General features: G+C 72.5%; 19 protein-coding genes. 7 read left to right on the top strand and 12 right to left on the bottom strand.

The window, feature by feature from the left end; genetic code table 11:
* Positions 1 to 4 precede the first annotated feature (4 nt).
* From BM076_RS31280 to sigE, 4 genes are all read right to left on the bottom strand, one after another.
* Positions 5 to 619, bottom strand: a complete 615-nt coding sequence (locus BM076_RS31280) for a hypothetical protein (RefSeq protein ID WP_093717118.1) — start codon at positions 617 to 619, stop codon at positions 5 to 7.
* Positions 620 to 771: 152 nt separating this feature from the next.
* Positions 772 to 1,242 (bottom strand): sec-independent translocase, encoded by a 471-nt coding sequence (locus tag BM076_RS31285; RefSeq protein ID WP_093717119.1) that lies wholly within the window; start codon positions 1,240 to 1,242, stop codon positions 772 to 774.
* 141 nt (positions 1,243 to 1,383) lie between these two features.
* Entirely contained in the window at positions 1,384 to 2,346 is a 963-nt protein-coding gene (locus BM076_RS31290; protein ID WP_093717120.1) for an anti-sigma factor family protein, read from the bottom strand.
* On the bottom strand, positions 2,343 to 3,116 hold the full coding sequence (gene sigE, locus BM076_RS31295) for an RNA polymerase sigma factor SigE (protein ID WP_093717175.1): 774 nt from the start codon (positions 3,114 to 3,116) through the stop codon (positions 2,343 to 2,345). Before sigE ends, BM076_RS31290 begins: the two co-directional genes overlap by 4 nt.
* A gap of 226 nt (positions 3,117 to 3,342) precedes the next feature.
* On the opposite strand from sigE, the gene BM076_RS31300 reads away from it, so the two are divergent.
* Complete coding sequence (locus BM076_RS31300) at positions 3,343 to 3,978, top strand: O-methyltransferase (RefSeq protein ID WP_093717121.1); 636 nt, start codon at positions 3,343 to 3,345, stop codon at positions 3,976 to 3,978.
* Positions 3,979 to 4,081: 103 nt separating this feature from the next.
* On the opposite strand, the gene BM076_RS31305 is transcribed toward BM076_RS31300, so the two are convergent.
* On the bottom strand, positions 4,082 to 4,249 hold the full coding sequence (locus tag BM076_RS31305) for a DUF3117 domain-containing protein (RefSeq protein WP_069464762.1): 168 nt from the start codon (positions 4,247 to 4,249) through the stop codon (positions 4,082 to 4,084).
* 268 nt (positions 4,250 to 4,517) lie between these two features.
* Between BM076_RS31305 and chcB the strand changes: the two genes are divergently transcribed.
* Positions 4,518 to 5,300: a 2-cyclohexenylcarbonyl CoA isomerase gene (chcB, locus tag BM076_RS31310; RefSeq protein ID WP_093717122.1), complete on the top strand. Its 783-nt coding sequence runs from the start codon at positions 4,518 to 4,520 to the stop codon at positions 5,298 to 5,300.
* 192 nt (positions 5,301 to 5,492) lie between these two features.
* Here the strand turns inward: chcB and BM076_RS31315 are convergent, their stop codons facing one another.
* Positions 5,493 to 6,104, bottom strand: coding sequence for a DNA-3-methyladenine glycosylase I (locus BM076_RS31315; protein ID WP_322936758.1), 612 nt, complete (start codon positions 6,102 to 6,104; stop codon positions 5,493 to 5,495).
* Entirely contained in the window at positions 6,097 to 6,456 is a 360-nt protein-coding gene (locus BM076_RS31320) for a DivIVA domain-containing protein (RefSeq protein ID WP_093717123.1), read from the bottom strand. Before BM076_RS31320 ends, BM076_RS31315 begins: the two co-directional genes overlap by 8 nt.
* 135 nt (positions 6,457 to 6,591) lie before the next feature.
* Here BM076_RS31320 and folP point away from each other — a divergent pair, with 135 nt between their 5' ends.
* Positions 6,592 to 7,404: a dihydropteroate synthase gene (gene folP / locus BM076_RS31325; protein ID WP_093717177.1), complete on the top strand. Its 813-nt coding sequence runs from the start codon at positions 6,592 to 6,594 to the stop codon at positions 7,402 to 7,404.
* A gap of 19 nt (positions 7,405 to 7,423) precedes the next feature.
* Here folP and BM076_RS31330 read toward each other — a convergent pair whose 3' ends face one another.
* From BM076_RS31330 to dapE, 3 genes are all read right to left on the bottom strand, one after another.
* Positions 7,424 to 8,311 (bottom strand): LOG family protein, encoded by an 888-nt coding sequence (locus tag BM076_RS31330; protein ID WP_245796568.1) that lies wholly within the window; start codon positions 8,309 to 8,311, stop codon positions 7,424 to 7,426.
* Between the two features lie 16 nt (positions 8,312 to 8,327).
* Positions 8,328 to 9,416 (bottom strand): alpha/beta hydrolase, encoded by a 1,089-nt coding sequence (locus tag BM076_RS31335; protein ID WP_093717124.1) that lies wholly within the window; start codon positions 9,414 to 9,416, stop codon positions 8,328 to 8,330.
* A 185-nt stretch (positions 9,417 to 9,601) separates the two neighbouring features.
* Entirely contained in the window at positions 9,602 to 10,672 is a 1,071-nt protein-coding gene (gene dapE / locus BM076_RS31340) for a succinyl-diaminopimelate desuccinylase (protein WP_093717125.1), read from the bottom strand.
* Positions 10,673 to 10,846: 174 nt separating this feature from the next.
* Between dapE and BM076_RS31345 the strand changes: the two genes are divergently transcribed.
* Positions 10,847 to 11,809, top strand: a complete 963-nt coding sequence (locus BM076_RS31345) for a heavy metal transporter (RefSeq protein ID WP_093717126.1) — start codon at positions 10,847 to 10,849, stop codon at positions 11,807 to 11,809.
* 306 nt (positions 11,810 to 12,115) lie between these two features.
* On the top strand, positions 12,116 to 12,613 hold the full coding sequence (locus tag BM076_RS31350; protein ID WP_093717127.1) for a hypothetical protein: 498 nt from the start codon (positions 12,116 to 12,118) through the stop codon (positions 12,611 to 12,613).
* A gap of 90 nt (positions 12,614 to 12,703) precedes the next feature.
* On the opposite strand, the gene dapC is transcribed toward BM076_RS31350, so the two are convergent.
* Together dapC and fdxA are read right to left on the bottom strand one after the other, a co-directional pair.
* The gene (dapC, locus tag BM076_RS31355; RefSeq protein WP_093717128.1) at positions 12,704 to 13,810 is read right to left on the bottom strand and encodes a succinyldiaminopimelate transaminase; all 1,107 of its coding nucleotides are present in this window, start codon (positions 13,808 to 13,810) and stop codon (positions 12,704 to 12,706) included.
* 107 nt (positions 13,811 to 13,917) lie between these two features.
* Entirely contained in the window at positions 13,918 to 14,244 is a 327-nt protein-coding gene (gene fdxA / locus BM076_RS31360; RefSeq protein ID WP_093717129.1) for a ferredoxin, read from the bottom strand.
* A gap of 108 nt (positions 14,245 to 14,352) precedes the next feature.
* Here fdxA and BM076_RS31365 point away from each other — a divergent pair, with 108 nt between their 5' ends.
* A complete protein-coding gene (locus BM076_RS31365; protein WP_093717130.1) occupies positions 14,353 to 15,330 on the top strand; it encodes a GNAT family N-acetyltransferase in 978 nt (325 codons plus the stop codon).
* Positions 15,327 to 16,151 carry a transglutaminase family protein gene (locus BM076_RS31370; RefSeq protein ID WP_093717131.1) on the top strand — a complete coding sequence of 275 codons (825 nt, stop codon included), beginning with the start codon at positions 15,327 to 15,329 and terminating at the stop codon, positions 16,149 to 16,151. Before BM076_RS31365 ends, BM076_RS31370 begins: the two co-directional genes overlap by 4 nt.
* The last annotated feature ends 13 nt before the right edge of the window (positions 16,152 to 16,164 follow it).

The raw sequence follows: 16,164 nt of genomic DNA on the forward strand, positions 1-16,164 counted from the left end.
CGCCTCAGCCCTCGTAGAGCGTCACGTCCTTGACGACGGCCAGGCCGAGACCGTACGCGCTCATGCCCCGCCCGTACGCGCCCAGATGCACCCCGCGCGCGGAGCCGGCCAGCACCCAGCCGTACTCGGACTCGCGGTAGTGGAAGGGGGTCGGGCTGCCGTCCACCGGGAGGGTCAGCGTGGACCAGCCGGGGCCCGTGAGGTCGTCGGCGAGGTCCCAGGCGGTGGCGGTCTGCTGGTCGAGCCAGTCCTGCCGCAGCGCGCGGTCCATCGTCGTCGGCCAGGTGCACGACAGCAGCCCGGAACCGGCCAGCCAGGCCGCGGAGGAGACCGAGGTGGCCTCCAGGACGCCGGTGCCGTCGGAGCTGCGCCGTCCGGGGCGGTCGGCGAGGGTGACGACGACCGCGAAGCGCAGTCCTTCGGCGTCCGCGGGGGCCGCCTTCAGCGAGGGCTCGTCACCGTGCCCTATCGAGCCGTGCTCGACGGTGCCGTCCGCGCTCGCGCCGGTCGTGTGCAGCCAGCGCCGTCCGGTGAACGCCTCGTCCAGCCCGTACCAAGGGAAGTCGGCCATCAAGTAGCCGTCGACCGCCCCCTGTGCCCTGCCGGTCTTCGTCTCCATGCGGGGTAACGCCTCCTCCGTGCCCAAGTGGGCGACTCGCCATCTTGCCCGACCCTGGGTGGGTTCGGGAGCCGAAACGGCTCACGGTGACGGCGAACACACGGACAATAGCCACCCGCAGGGGTGAAACGGCGTCAACCGGTTGACTTGGCTCAGGTCGCGTCGGAATCGAAGGGCGGTGCCTCGCCCGGGTCGAGCCGGTCGGGCTTGCGGAGTTTGTCGGGCGTGCCGGACGAACCGCTGCCCGAGGAACCGTTCGCGGACGAGCCGTTGGCGGAGGTGGTGGGCTCCACACCGTTGACGGCGTCGGTGACCTCGGCCATCTCCTTGCGGAAGTCGAAGCCGTTGCGGATCTCCTTGAGACCCAGCTCGTCCATCTCGCCGTCGCTCATCAGATTCTTCTTGATGAACGTCTTCGGATTGAGGTCCTCGAACTCGAAGTCCTTGAACTCCGGGCCCAGCTCCCGCCGGATGTCCTCCTTGGCGCTGTCGGAGAACTCCCGGATCTTCCGGATGAAGTTCATCGTGTCCTGGATGACCTTGGGCAGCTTGTCCGGGCCGAAGACGAGGACGGCAAGGACCACGAGCGCGACCAGCTCCAGCGGGCCTATGTCGAAGAACACCTTGCAGCTCCTTGGGACGTCCACAGCCGGGAAGGCAGGGTCCGGCGGACATTACGGTACCTGCCCGCGCGGGCGGTGCGGGAGTGGCTCCGGCCAACACTACGTCGCGACCGGGTAAAGGGTCAGCCCCCGGTCGGCAGGTCAGTGGTGTATCGCGGGCGTCTGTGCCGCCGACGGCGCCGGGGTCGCGCTGGTGGTCACCAGGGGCAGCGCCTTGGGCGCGAGCAGCGGCCGGGTCACCGAAACGGGTGTCACCGAACTGACGGCGCCGGGCGCGCGCAGCAGCCGTCGGTCCTCGGCGTCCAGCACGCTGCGCGGGGTGACCCCGCGGGTGTCGGGCACCGAATTGGCGCTCAGCGGGCTGACCGCGGGGCCGTCGTCGGGGCGGGCGCCGCCGTCGACCGCGGCCTCCATCGGCAGCGCGCTGCCCAGGGCGATGGCCGCCAGCGAGAAGGCGCCCGCGGCGGCGAAGGCGAACCGCCGGCCGCGGGAGGCCGCGGCGCCGGAGCCGGAGTGCGCGGGGTGGTCGGGGTGTCCCGGGTGCGCAGGACCGCCCTCGGTGGTGGCGGCACGGGTCAGCTCGTGGATACGGAAGCCGCGCGCGCCGGAGCCGCCGGGCACGAGGTCGCGGGCCGGGGCGAGGAAGGAGAACTCCTCGCGGCGCCGGCCGCCGCCGAAGACACCGGAGCCGAGCAGGCCGCCGTCGAAGGGGCCGCGCCGCTCCTGGTCGCGGCCGCCGGTGACGGCGCCGGGTCCCTGATCGTCGTCGTCGCGGTCGTCGCGCCCGCTCCTGCCGGCCGCGTCGTCCGCGCCGAAGCCGTCGCCCGCCGCCGGGTCCTCGCCGGACGGCGGCAGGCCCGGCAGGCCCTGCAACCGGGCCAGCAGTCCGGCGGAGAGCGCGGGCGGCTCGGAGGCCGCCACCACGTTCTTCAGCCGCCGCTGTTCACTGGCGGCGGCCTTGCACTGCGGACAGGTCACCAGATGGGCGAGCACCCGGTCCCGGGTGTCGTCGCCCAGTTCACCGTCGACGAACGCGGCGAGCCGGTCGCCAAGGTGCTGCTCGGCAGGCGTCGCATGCTGTTCGCCTGAACCGCTGCTGCTCACGCTCTCCCGCCCTCCAGGCCAGGTTTCGGTGCAGTGGCAGCGAGCGCGGGAGCCGGCCGGGCGCCGGGCGCCCGGTGTTCCAGAGCCTTGCGCAGGTGGGAGCGGCCGCGGTGGATCCTGCTCCGCACCGTACCCAGCTTCACACCCAGCGTCGCGGCGATCTCCTCGTACGACAGTCCCTCGATGTCGCAGAGCACGACGGCGGCGCGGAACTCCGGCGCGAGGGTGTCCAGCGCCTGCTGGACGTCCGCGTCGAAGTGCGTGTCGTTGAAGTGCTGCGCGGGAGACGGCTCGCGGCTGGGCAGCCGCTCTGCCGCGTCGTCCCCGAGGGCGTCGAAACGGATCCGCTGGCGGCGGCGCACCATGTCCAGGAAGAGATTGGTGGTGATGCGGTGCAGCCAGCCCTCGAACGTGCCGGGCGTGTAGGTGGACAGGGAGCGGAAGACCCGCACGAAGACCTCTTGGGTGAGATCCTCCGCGTCGTGCTGGTTGCCGGTCAGGCGGTACGCCAGCCGGTAGACCCGGGCACTGTGCGTGCTGACGATCTCCTCCCAGGAGGGAGGCGTCCACGCCTGAGCGTCCCCGTCGGTGGCGAACGTCGCGGTCGCGGTCGCGGGAGTGTTGTCGCGTGAACGATCATCAGCAGTGTTGGTCACGGATTTCGGCTGTCCGGCGGACCGGAGAATACGCCTGAGCGTTCCCCTGTTGTCACCGGCCGCAGCCGCACCTCCCCTGTCGGCTCTGGTGGTGTCCAGTAGAGCCCCTACCATATCCACCTCGCCCGTTAGCTCCGGATAAGTGCGCTGTTGCCATTGCCTTTCCGGGACTTCCGCGGGCCGCGGAGGGCCGAAGTCGCCTTCCGCCCGTATCGTCCCGCCCGTATCAGTCCCGTATGCCTAACGCGCGGTCCCATCAGCGGGTTCCCGCCCCCAGCGGATACAGTCGCCGGGCGGGCCGCAACTGTGACGGGAATCCACTGCGGACAGGGAGAGGGACATTACCGGGAACCGGCAGGCGAGCTGGGCGTTCGCCGACGCCTTCGTCGCCGAGGACGACGCCCTCATACGCGCCCGCGCCCGTGCCCACGCGGCGGGTCTGCGGCCGGTCTCGCCCGGCACCGGCGCGACGCTGCGGCTGCTGGCCGCCGCGGGCGACGCGAAGTCGGTGGTGGAGATCGGCACCGGCACCGGGGTCTCCGGCATCCACCTGCTGCGCGGGATGCGCGCCGACGGTGTGCTGACCACCGTCGACACCGAGCCGGACCGGCTGCAACTGGCGCGCGAGGCGTACCGCGAGGCCGGTTTCGCGGCCAACCGCTCCCGGGTCATCCCCGGCCGCGCCCTGGACGTGCTGCCCCGGCTCACCGACGGCGGCTACGACCTGGTCTTCTGCGACGCCGACCGGCTGGAGTACGTGGACTATCTCGACGAGGCGCTGCGGCTGCTGCGGCCGGGCGGCCTGGTCTGCTTCGAGGGCGCCTTCGCCCGCGGGCGCGCCCTGGACGCCGCGCACCAGGACCCGGAGTCGCTGCGGCTGCGCGAGCTGATGCGGGCGGTGCGGGACAGTCCGCGGCTCGCGCCGGTGCTGCTGCCGACCGACGACGGGCTGCTGTGCGCGGTGCGGCGCAAGTAACGCGTGCGGCCGCGGGCGCGGAATGGCGGGACCGTACGACGACGGCCCCGCGCACGGAGGAAATCCGTGAACGGGGCCGTGACGAATTGTGGGACCGCTGGTCTCAGGCGATGGCCTTCTTCAACGCGTCGCCGAGGGCATCCGCCTCGTCCGGGGTCAGCTCGACAACAAGCCGCCCGCCGCCCTCAAGCGGAACGCGCATGATGATGCTCCGCCCCTCCTTGGTCACCTCGAGCGGGCCGTCACCCGTCCGCGGCTTCATGGCCGCCATGCTCGTTCCCCTTCCTGAAACCAGCTCGGACTCGAACACATTGGTTCTCGGCCATTATCCCGCATCGATCGTCCCGATGACCAACGGCGGTCGTATTTCGTTCGGCAAGGCCCCTCCCCAAAACCGGCCAATTCGCCGAGCGCGCATGGATCGGCCGGGTGGGCCAAGCCTATCGGCCGGGTCCGACGTTTGACGTACGTCACATGCCCGGGCGCCGCGATGTCCGGCATTCTGGCCAGGACCGATGCCGCGACGAAGGGGTTCTGCCATGGCCGACAGCGTTCTGTACGAGGTGACCGAGGGGCTCGCGACCGTCACTTTCAACCGTCCGGAAGCGATGAACGCGCTCGACACGGACACCAAGAACGCGCTGCGGGACGCTCTGCGGGAGGCGGCCGGGGACACGGCGGTGCGGGCGGTGCTGCTGACCGGGACGGGGCGGGCCTTCTGCGTCGGGCAGGACTTGAAGGAGCATGTCGCCGTGCTGGCGGCGGGCGGCGGCATGACGACGGTCTCCGAGCACTACAACCCGATCGTCACGGCGATCGCGACCATGGACAAGCCCGTGGTGGCGGGGGTGAACGGGGTCGCCGCGGGCGCCGGGGCCGGGTTCGCCTTCGCGGCGGACTACCGGGTGGTGGCGGACACCGCGGCCTTCAACACGTCCTTCGCCGGGGTGGCGCTCAGCGCGGACTCGGGTGTGTCGTGGACGCTGCCGCGGCTGGTCGGGCAGAGCCGGGCCTCGGACCTGCTGCTCTTCCCGCGGTCGGTGGGCGCCGAGGAGGCGCTTGCGCTGGGCATCGCGAACCGGGTGGTGCCCGCGGCCGAGCTGGCGGCCGAGGCCGCGGCCGTCGCCCGCCGCCTCGCCGACGGGCCCACCGTCGCGTACGCGGCCATCAAGGCCGCCCTCGCGTACGGCGCCGCCCATTCCCTCCCCGACACCCTCGCCCTGGAGGACACCCTCCAAACCCGCGCCGGCTCCTCCGCCGACCACCGCATCGCGGTCGACGCCTTCCTCAAGAAGGAGGCCCCGAAGTACGTGGGCCACTGAGGGGAGCGCTCATAGCCGCTGGGCCTGGTCCTCAATCGCCGGACGGGCTTGATGGGGCGGGGATATGGCATCCCCGGCGCGGGGCACGGCTTCGCGGGGCCGGGCAGCCCGCCCGCGCTCATTGACCAGCCCGTCCGGCGATTGAGGACCCCCGTCCGGGGAGGACATACAGGGCGGGTGGGTGGGGAAGGCTCAGCGGGCGGTGCAGGTGGGGAGGTGGTCGTTGACGAGGCCGCAGGCTTGCATCAGGGCGTAGGCCGTGGTGGGGCCGACGAAGCGGAAGCCGTGGGATTTGAGGGCCTTGGCGAGGGCGACGGACTCGGGCGTGGTGGCGGGCACGTCGGACAGGCGCCGGGGGCCGGGCCGGGTCGCCGGGTCCGGCGCGAAGGACCAGATCAGGCCGTCGAGCCCGCCCTCGTAGGAGTCCCGCACCCCGCGCGCGGCGGCCGCGTTGACGACGGCCGCCGCGATCTTCGCCCGGTTCCGGATGATCCCCTCGTCCAGCAGCAGCCGCGCCTCGTCCTCCGCCGTGAAAGCGGCCACCTCGTCGATCGCGAACCCCGCGAAAGCGGCCCGGAAATTCTCCCGCCGCCGCAGAATCGTGATCCACGAGAGCCCGGACTGGAACGCCTCCAGGCAGATCCGTTCGAACAGCGCGTCGTCCCCGTGCACCGGCTTGCCCCACTCGGTGTCGTGGTACGCCACGTAATCCGGTGTGGACAGCCCCCACGGGCAGCGCGCGAGCCCGTCGGGCCCGACGACCGTCCCGTCCTCGCGCACCGCCGCGGGCGCCGCCTCACTCACCGGCGTCGTCCCGCCGCGCGGGCCCCTCGTCCTTGGTGAGCGACGGCGCCCCCACCGCACTGGCCTGCGCCCCGGCGAGCGTGGCCTCCAGCTCGGCGATCCGCGCGTCGCGCTCGGCGAGTTCCGCCCCGAGCCGGTCGAGCACCTCGTCGACGTCGAGCATGCGGTAGCCGCGTACCGCGATCGGCAGCCGTACGGCGTCGATGTCGGAGCGGACCAGCGGGCGGTCCGGCGGCAGCCGGTCCTCGATCCGGTCGGGCTCGGAGTCCCGCAGCGTGCCACCGTCGCCGAGCACGGCCATTGCCACCGCGGCGACCACCGCGACCAGCGCGATGAGCATGAACCAGAACAAGTCGATCTCCCGGGTCGGTCCCTCATGCCTTCATGTCAGGCACGATCGTGCCACGATCGCATGAGTCTGAGATGAGGAGCGGCAGTGGCACTTCGGCTGGGCACCCGGGAATTCGCGGATCGGGAGCCGGTGATCATGGCGATCGTGAACCGTACGCCGGATTCGTTCTACGACCAGGGCGCCACTTTCACCGACGAACCGGCGCTGGAGCGGGTCGCGGCGGCGGTCGCGGAGGGCGCGGCGATCATCGACATCGGCGGGGTGAAGGCGGGCCCGGGCGAAGAGGTGTCGGCGGCCGAGGAGATCCGCCGTACGGTCGATTTCGTCGCCGAGGTGCGCCGCCACCACCCCGATGTGGTGATCAGCGTCGACACCTGGCGGCACGAGGTCGGCGAGGCGGTCTGCGAGGCGGGCGCCGATCTGCTGAACGACGCGTGGGGCGGCGTCGACCCGAAGCTGGCGGAGGTCGCGGCGCGGTACGGCGTCGGCCTGGTCTGCACGCACGCGGGCGGGGCGCAGCCGCGGACGCGGCCGCACCGGATCGGCTACGAGGACGTGATGGCCGACATCCTGCGGGTCACGGTGGGCCTGGCCGAGCGGGCGGCGGCGCTGGGCGTGCCGCGCGAGGGCATCCTGATCGACCCGGGGCACGACTTCGGCAAGAACACCCGGCACTCGCTGGAGGCGACCCGGCGGCTGCCGGAGATGGCCGCCACGGGCTGGCCGGTGCTGGTGTCGCTGTCCAACAAGGACTTCGTCGGCGAGACGCTGGACCGCCCGGTCAAGGAGCGCCTGATCGGCACCCTGGCGACCACGGCGGTCTCGGCCTGGCTGGGCGCGCAGGTCTACCGGGTGCACGAGGTCGCCGAGACCCGGCAGGTGCTGGACATGGTGGCGTCCATCGCGGGCCGGCGTCCGCCGGCGGTGGCCAGGCGCGGCCTGGCCTGACCACCGCCGCGCGTGAGCGCTACGCGCTCTCCTTCGTCACCCGGGCCACGGCCTCGTCCACGTCGTCCGTGACGTGGAAGAGGTCGAGGTCGGCGGCGGACGCCTTGCCGCCGGCGATGAGGGTGGAGCGGATCCAGTCGACCAGGCCGCCCCAGTAGGCGGTGCCGAAGAGCACGATCGGGAAGCGCGTGACCTTCTTGGTCTGGACGAGGGTGAGCGCCTCGAAGAGTTCGTCGAGCGTGCCGAAGCCGCCGGGCAGCACGACGAAGCCGCGCGCGTACTTCACGAACATCGTCTTGCGGACGAAGAAGTAGCGGAAGTTGACGCCGATGTCGACGTAGGGGTTGAGGCCCTGCTCGAAGGGCAGCTCGATGCCGAGGCCGACGGAGACGCCGCCCGCCTCCAGGGCGCCCTTGTTGGCGGCCTCCATGGCGCCGGGGCCGCCGCCGGTGATGACGGCGAAGCCCGCCTCGGTCAGCGCGCGGCCGATCCGTACGCCGGCCGCGTATTCGGCGGAGTCCACCGGGGTGCGGGCCGAGCCGAAGACGCTGACGGCCGGGCCGAGTTCGGCCAGCGCGCCGAAGCCCTCGACGAATTCGGACTGGATCCGCATGACCCGCCAGGGGTCGCTGTGCACCCAGTCGGACTCGCCGCGGCTGTCCAGCAGCCGCTGGTCGGTGGTGCCGGGCTGGACGGCGCCGCGCCGCCGGACGACGGGTCCGGTGTGGCGTTCGGGCCAGCCCCTGCCGGTCAGGACGGCCTCGGCCGCCTCGTTGGCCGCCGCGGCCGCGTCCTGCGCGTCGCGTACGTCCGGGTCACGCGCGTCCCGCGCGTCGATCACGTGGTCGGACTTCCCGGAATCCCCGAATACGGATTCCCCGAAAGCTCCCTTGTCTGCGTCGGTCATACCGGAAGCGTACGCATCAAGGGGCCGCCGACGGCGCCAACGGGACGGCCCGTGGCGCCTCGATCCGGCCGCTGACCCAGGTGAAGGCGGCCGGGAACATGCCCGCCCAGGTCTTCCAGTTGTGGCCGCCGTTGTCGATCCGCAGGGTGGTGACGACGGTCGGCGGGTGGCAGGCGCTGGTGATCCAGTCGGCGAATTTCGGCGGGCTCTCCGGGTCCTGCTTGCTGGACTCGACGAGTATCTGCACGTCGGGGTTGGTGTTGCGGGCCAGCCAGACCGGCGAGCGGGCGCCGCGCGCGGCCTGCTCGGGGTTGTCGGGGGCCATGGCGGCGCCGGCCGCGAACCGGTCGGGGTGTTCCAGCGCGAGCCGGGCGGCGCAGTAGCCGCCGGTCGATATCCCCATCACGGCCCAGCCGCGCGGGGCGGGCAGCGTACGGAAATTGTGCGCGATGGTCTGCACGACGTCGTCGGTGAGCCAGGTGCTGACGTGGCTCTTGCCGGGCACGTCGGCGCAGCCGGTGTTGACCCGGTCGGGGGTGATGGTGGGCAGCACGAGTATCGCGGGCTCGGCGCGGCCCGCGGTGATCTCGTTCTGCATGATCCGGCCGAGCCGCATGCCGCGCAGGAAGCTGTGCGGGGTGCCGGGTATGCCGTGCAGCACCTCGATGACGGGGAAGCGGGTGTGCGCGTACTCCGCCTTCTTGTACTGCGGTGGCGTCCAGACGATGACGTCGCCCTTGGTGCCGGATTTCCAGCCGCGGACGCTGGCCTTCTCGAAGCCCTGGGAGTAGGAGGCGAATTTCACCCGGTAGTCGGGCTTGGTGGGGGTGGGCGTGGGGCCGGGGCCCGCGAGGGGCTTGCCGCCGCCGCTGTTGGCGTTGCCGAGCAGGTCGTCCCAGGAGGCGTAGAAGCCGTTCTCGTTGTTGACGGTGACCATGACCACGAAGATCGCGGTGACCTGGCAGAGGACGATCATGCCGACCCGCGCGGCGACCCGTAGCGGCCGCGGGCCCCGCACCCGTGGCCAGAGCAGTACCGCGCCGGCCACCGCGGCGACCGCGACGACCAGGAGCGTCACCGCGAAGGTTCTGCTGGTCAGTCCCACGACACGCCTCTTCCCCCACCCGGTTGCGCACTCGTCCAGAAGTGCTCCGATCACACCATGCCGGGAGAAAGGACCGATGGGCACCCCTGTTCGGTTGCTCCGGCCGGGAGTGACGCGCGGGACACACGGCGGGCGGTGGGGCCGTCAGGACGCCGGGGGCTTCAGGCAATGGGGCCGTCGCGGCCTCAGGCGGTGAGCCAGGCGCGCAGCCGCTCCTCGGCCTCCAGGACGGCGGCGACCGCGACGTGCTCCTCGCGGGCGTGCGCGAGCCTGGGGTCGCCGGGGCCGTAGTTCACGGCGGGGACGCCGAGCGCGGAGAAGCGGGCGACATCGGTCCAGGCGTCCTTGGGCGCAGGTTCCGTGCCGATGGCACGGACGAAGGCGGCGGCGGCCGGGTGCGCGAGGCCGGGCAGCGCGCCGGGGGCGCTGTCGGTGAGCACCACGGGGAAGCCGGCGAAGACCTCCTCGGCGTGCAGCAGCGCGTCGGCCTCGGTGCGGTCGGGCGCGAAGCGGAAGTTGACGATCACCGCGCAGGCGTCGGGGATCACATTGCCCGCGTGGCCGCCCTCGATCATCACCGCGTTCAGGCCCTCGCGGTATTCCAGGCCGTCGATGACGACCCGCCGGGGCTCGTACGACGCCAGCCGGTCCAGGATCGGCGCCGCCTTGTGGATGGCGTTCTCGCCGAGCCAGCTGCGGGCGGAGTGGGCGCGGCGCCCGGTGGTCTCGACCCGGAAGCGCAGGGTGCCCTGGCAGCCGCCCTCGACCTTGCCGTCGGTCGGCTCCATCAGGACGGCGAAGTCGGCCGCGAGCCAGTCCGGGTGCCGCGCGACGAGTCGGCCGAGGCCGTTGAACTCGGCGGCGATCTCCTCGGCGTCGTAGAAGACGTAGGTGAGGTCGCGGTTGGGCTCGGTGAGGGTCGCGGCGAGCCGCAGCTGGACGGCGACGCCCGCCTTCATGTCGGAGGTGCCGCAGCCCCACAGCAGTCCTTCGTCGTCCAGCCGGGACGGCAGATTGTCGGCGATCGGCACGGTGTCGATGTGCCCGGCGAGCAGGACGCGTTCGCCGCGGCCCAGCTCGGTGCGGGCCACGATCGCGTCGCCGTCCCGGTCCACCCGCAGGTGCGGCAGCCCGCGCAGCGCCTCCTCCACCAGATCGGCCAGCGCTTTCTCGTCCCGGCTGACGGACGGTACGTCCACGAGCTGGGCGGTGAGGCGGGCGGCGTCCTGGCCGAGGTCGAGCGTGCGGGAAGACATGCGCCCAGCGTAGGCGGTCGGCGCGGGCTCGCGGGCCGCGCCGCATCGCGGTCGGCGCCGGCGCGCGGTGCGCGCCGCATCGGGGTCCGCGCGGGCTCGCGGGCTCAGACTCCTTCGGTACGCTTCGCCCGTGCCCGGCCGTCCCCCACGAAGCCTGTGAAATCCGCGAGATCCATGTCCCAGAAGTCCGGCAAGTCCGGTAGGTCGACCACGTCGACGAAGCCCGCCAAGCGCAAGCGCCGCGGCCGTACGTTCCTCACGGCGGCCGTGGTGCTGCTCGGCCTGGCCGGCTACGGCCTGTACCACGCGCAGGACAAGGGCCCGGCGGCCGCGGGCTGCACGGTGACGGCGGACGGCGACACGCTGGACCTGAGCCCGTCGCAGGCGGCCAACGCGGCGACGGTCGCGGCGGTGGCGACCTCGCGCGGGCTGCCGGAGCGGGCGCTGACGATAGCCCTGGCGACCGCGCTCCAGGAGTCGCGTCTTGACAATCTGGACCACGGCGACCGGGATTCGCTGGGCCTGTTCCAGCAGCGCCCGTCCCAGGGCTGGGGCACCGCGCAGCAGATCCTGGACCCGGTGTACGCGTCCAACGCCTTCTTCGACGGCCTGGTCAAGATCGAGGGCTATTCGCGGCTGCCGCTGACCGTGGCCGCGCAGCGGGTGCAGAAGAGCGGCTTCCCGCAGGCGTACGCCAAGCACGAGACGGACGCGACGCTGCTGTCGGCGGCGCTGACCGGCCGCAAGGCGGCGGCGCTGAGCTGCACGACCGGCGCCGACACCCCGTACAGCGCGGGCGGCAGGCTGGGGCGTACGGAGCGGGTGACGGACCGGCTGACGCGCGAATTCGGCAGCCAGGTCAAGCCGCGGGCGGCCGTCGAGCCGCGGACGGTCGCGGTGCCGGCGGCCCCGGCGGGCGGCGCGGCGGAGGGCGACGGGGCCCGGCGCGGCTGGGAGCTGGCGCAGTGGGCGGTGGCGCACGCGCACGATCTGAAGGTCGAGCAGGTGACCTTCGGCGGCCGGAAGTGGGCGGCGGCGCAGTCCGGCAAGGGCTGGCAGAAGCAGCGGCCGGACAGCGCGAAGGGCGGTTCGGGCGCCGCGCCGGACGGATTCGTACGGATCACCGTCGCGCAATAGTGCGCGGATTCACCCGCAGGTGCTTCTTCGCGCGGTCAAACACGCCCGCGCGGATTGCCCGGAAAAACCACTCGACGGTATGTCAATTCCCGTGCCGCATAAGGGAAGTGACGTTTCGTCAAAGTCATATGAGCTGTCCGTTATCTCCGATCTGCCGGACTCCGATAATGCGACGCATTACCCACTCTTTACCTTGGACGGCCGCAACCTTCGGCCGCGTCGAGCGGTAGTCACCACGTCCGCCCGGCGGACGTGAGACGTCCCGCCGCCGTGAGCGGCCACCCCGTAAGCCGTCGAAGGAGCACCATGTCCCTCCCCCTGACCCGCCGGTTCGCCCAGGCCGCCCTGCTGATCGGCGCCGCCGCCGCGCCCCTGATCGGTGCGGGCGCCGCGCAGGCCGCCACCCCGTCGCCGACCGACCTGGGCGGGCTGACCAACCTGGACGGCGCGAACATCGGCAATCTGGACGGCGCGAGCGTCGGCAACACGGTGGACGGCGCCGCCCAGCAGGCGACCGGGATCACCGGTCAGGTGGGCACCCAGGCGCTGAAGACCGCGCTGCCGGCCACCGGCCGGGTCGTCGGCACCGCGAGCAAGACCGCCGCGCCGGCCGCGCAGAAGGCCGCGGGCGACGCCGCCGACTCCGCCGGCCGGATCGTCGGCCAGACCGCCGAGTCCGCGACCGCCGCCGCGCCGGGCACCGACACCCTGCCGGTCAGCGCGCTGCCCAACACCGGTGAGCTGCCGACCAACGCGCTGCCCACCACCGACATGCTGCCGCTCAAGGGCCTCCCGCTGGTCTGAGCCGCGTCGGGCGCGTGCGAAAGGGGGGCCCGGGAGCGTCACGCTCCCGGGCCCCCCTTTCGCGCGCCGAAAAGGCGTGCCCCGTACGGGTCAGGCCGCGTCGTCCAGGCGGGCCACGGCCGCCGCCACCCGCTCGTCGACCGCCGTGAAGGCGATCCGCACGAACTGCTCGCCGCCGGGCCCGTAGAACTCGCCCGGCGCGACCAGGATGCCGCGCTTGGCCAGGTCACCGACGGTGTCCCAGCAGTTCTCGCCCCGGGTCGCCCACAGATACAGGCTGGCCTCGCTGTGCTCGATCCGGAAACCCGCGCCCTCGAAGGCCGTCCGCAGGGCGGAACGGCGGCGCGCGTAGCGCTCCTTCTGCTCCACCGCGTGCGCCCGGTCACCGAGCGCGGCGATCATCGCGGCCTGCACGGGCGCGGGCACGATCATGCCGGTGTGCTTGCGCACCGCCAGCAGATCGGCGACCACCGCCGGGTCACCGGCCAGGAAGGCGCCGCGGTAGCCCGCGAAGTTGGAGCGCTTGGACAGCGAGTGCACGGCGATCAGGCCCTCGTGGCTGTCCCCGCACACCTCCGGGTGCAGCACCGAGACCGGCTCGGCGCCCTCCCAGCCCAGCTCGATGTAGCACTCGTCGGAGGCCACCAGCACACCGTGCTCGCGCGCCCAGGCCACGATCCGCCGCAGTTCGGCGGCGGACAGCACCCGGCCGGTCGGATTCGACGGGCTGTTCAGCCACAGCAGCTTCAGCCCGGCCGGGTCCAGTTCGGCCACCGGGTCCTCGTACGTGACCGGCTCCGCGCGGGCCACCAGCGCGCCGATCTCGTACGTCGGGTAGGCGAGCCGCGGATACGCGACCCGGTCGCCCGCCGTCAGGCCGAGCAGCGTCGGCAGCCAGCCGACCAGTTCCTTGGAGCCGATCAGCGGCAGGACGTGCGCCGGATCGGCGCCGGTCACGCCGTGCCACTGCCGCAGGTATCCGGCGGCGGCCTCGCGCAGCACGGCCGTGCCGTACGTCAGCGGATAGCCGGGGCTGTCGGCCGCGGCGGTCAGCGCCTGCCGGATCACCTCAGGCACCGGGTCCACCGGTGTGCCCACCGACAGGTCGACCGCGCCGCCGCTGTGCGCGACGGCCGTCGCCTTGTACGGCTCCAGGCGGTCCCACGGGAAAACGGGAAGGCGGGCGGAGATGCTCACGTGCTCACTCTCGCTTCTGGCGGTCGTGGACGTACGCCACGGCCCCGTACGGCGTCGCTCTGGGCGCCGTACGGGGCCGGGCGGACGTGCGGCCTCAGTGGTCCTGCTCAGTGGTCCTGGTTCTGCGGGGGCAGCGCCGCGATGAAGGGGTGGTCGCGCTCGATGAGGCCGAGCTTGGACGCGCCGCCGGGAGAGCCCAGTTCGTCGAAGAACTCCACGTTCGCCTTGTAGTAGTCCTTCCACTCCTCCGGGGTGTCGTCCTCGTAGAAGATCGCCTCGACCGGGCACACCGGCTCACAGGCGCCGCAGTCGACGCATTCGTCCGGGTGGATGTACAAGGACCGGGAGCCCTCGTAGATACAGTCGACCGGGCACTCTTCGATGCACGCCTTGTCCTTCAGGTCGACACAAGGCTGCGCGATGACGTAGGTCACGCTGTCGTTCCTCCTCGATAGGGCTCATCTCGCGCGGGAGCGCGGCGTCGTCGATGCCCGCACCTAGTATCTCCGTTCCTGAGCACGAACCGAACAGGAGGGGCACGCATGGCAGCCGATTTCTCTTCCGGAGCGCGGCTCGTGGTCCGGATTACCCCGGCTGACGTGGGAAAACGTGTTTCCGTGCGCCAACTGCTGGAGATCACCGACGGGCATCCTACGTTCACCGATACGGTCGGTGTTCTCGTATCGTGGGATGCCGGAGTGGTGTCCGTCACGCGGAAGAGCGGGGAAACGGTACTAATTGATGAGGCCGCGCTGGTCGCCGGGAAGGTGGTGCCGCCCGCGCCGCCGTCACGGAGAATGGTGCGGGTGACGTCCGCGTCCCCCGAGGAGCTGGAGGCCGTCGCCTCGCGCGCCTGGCCCGCCACCGAGACCGAGCCGCTCGGCGGCTGGACGCTGCGTGCGGCCGGCAGGTTTACGAGGCGGGCCAATTCGGCGCTGGTGGACGGTGATCCGGGGCGGCCGCTGGACGAGGCGCTGGCGTACGTCACCGGCTGGTACGGCGAGCGCGGTACGACGCCGTATCTCCAGGTGCCCGACGGGTCGCCGTACGCGGCCGCGCTGGCGGACCGCGGCTGGGTGCGGGAGGCGGACACCGTGGTGCGGACCGCGCCGCTGGCGCCGCTCACCCGGCTGCCCGGCGCGGACGCCGTGACGCTGTCGCGTACCCCTGACGCGGCCTGGCTGGCCGCCTACCACCGCACCGGGGAACTGGCGGACGCGGCACTGAAGGTGGTCTCGGGTGGTCCTTCCGTGTGGTTCGCGACGGCGCCCGGCGCGATCGGGCGGTCGGTCGTCGAGGGGCCGTGGGCGCTGTTCGGCGCGATCGAGGTGGCACCGGAGCACCGCAGGAAGGGCCTGGCCACCGCGGTGATGGGCGCGCTGGCACAGCGCGCCGCCGACGAGGGCGCCACCGTCGCCTACCTCCAGGTCGAGGCCGACAATGCCGCGGCCCGCGCCCTCTACGACGGACTGGGGTTCACCGACCACCACGGCTACCACTACCGTCGACCACCGGTATGAGCGGCGACGTACGGGAACGGTTCGCGGCGGCGGCCCGCGAGGAGCGGCCCGACCTCGCCGAACTCTGCCTGCTCATCGGTGCGGAGGCCGACCCGGCGCTGGACGGCGCCGCGATCGACGCCGCCCACATCGAACTGGACCGGCTCGCCGGGCTGCTGCCGTACGGCCTGGCGACCCCGCTGGAGTGGGCGAACGCCACGCACCGGCTGCTCGGCGCCGGGCTCGGCTTCCACGGCGCGCCCGGCGACTACCAGAAGCTGGCGTCCTCGCTGCTGCAACAGGTGCTGCGGCGCCGCCGCGGGCTGCCGATCCTGCTGTCGGTGGTCTGGACGGAGGTCGCACGGCGGGCCGGGGCGCCGGTCTACGGGGTGGCGCTGCCCGGCCACTACGTCGTCGGCTTCGGCGATCCCGCGGGCGGGTACGTGCTGGTCGACCCGTTCGACCGAGGGCGGGTGCTGTCGGGGCCCGACGCCGAACTCCTGGTCGCCGGCGCCACCGGCGAGGCGCTGTCGCCCACCATGCTCACCCCGGCGGACCCGCTCGACACCGTCCACCGGGTGCTGAACAACATCCGGGCCTGGGCCTCGCCCCGGCTGGAGCAGTCCGCGGTCGAGCTGTGGTCCATCGACCTCGCCCTGCTGCTCCCCCGGCACCCCGCGCGGCTGCGCTACGAGCGCGCCCAACTCCTCGTCCGCCTCGGCGACTTCACCGCGGGCGCCGCAGCGCTCGACGAATACGCCGATCTCATCGGGGGGTTCGACCCGGAGACGGCGGAGAAGATCCGCCGCAAGGCGAACGCGGCCCGCGCACAGCTCAATTGACGTTCCGTCGGAT

The sequence above is a fragment of the Actinacidiphila alni genome (genome assembly GCF_900112845.1).
Lineage (GTDB): Bacteria > Actinomycetota > Actinomycetes > Streptomycetales > Streptomycetaceae > Actinacidiphila > Actinacidiphila alni.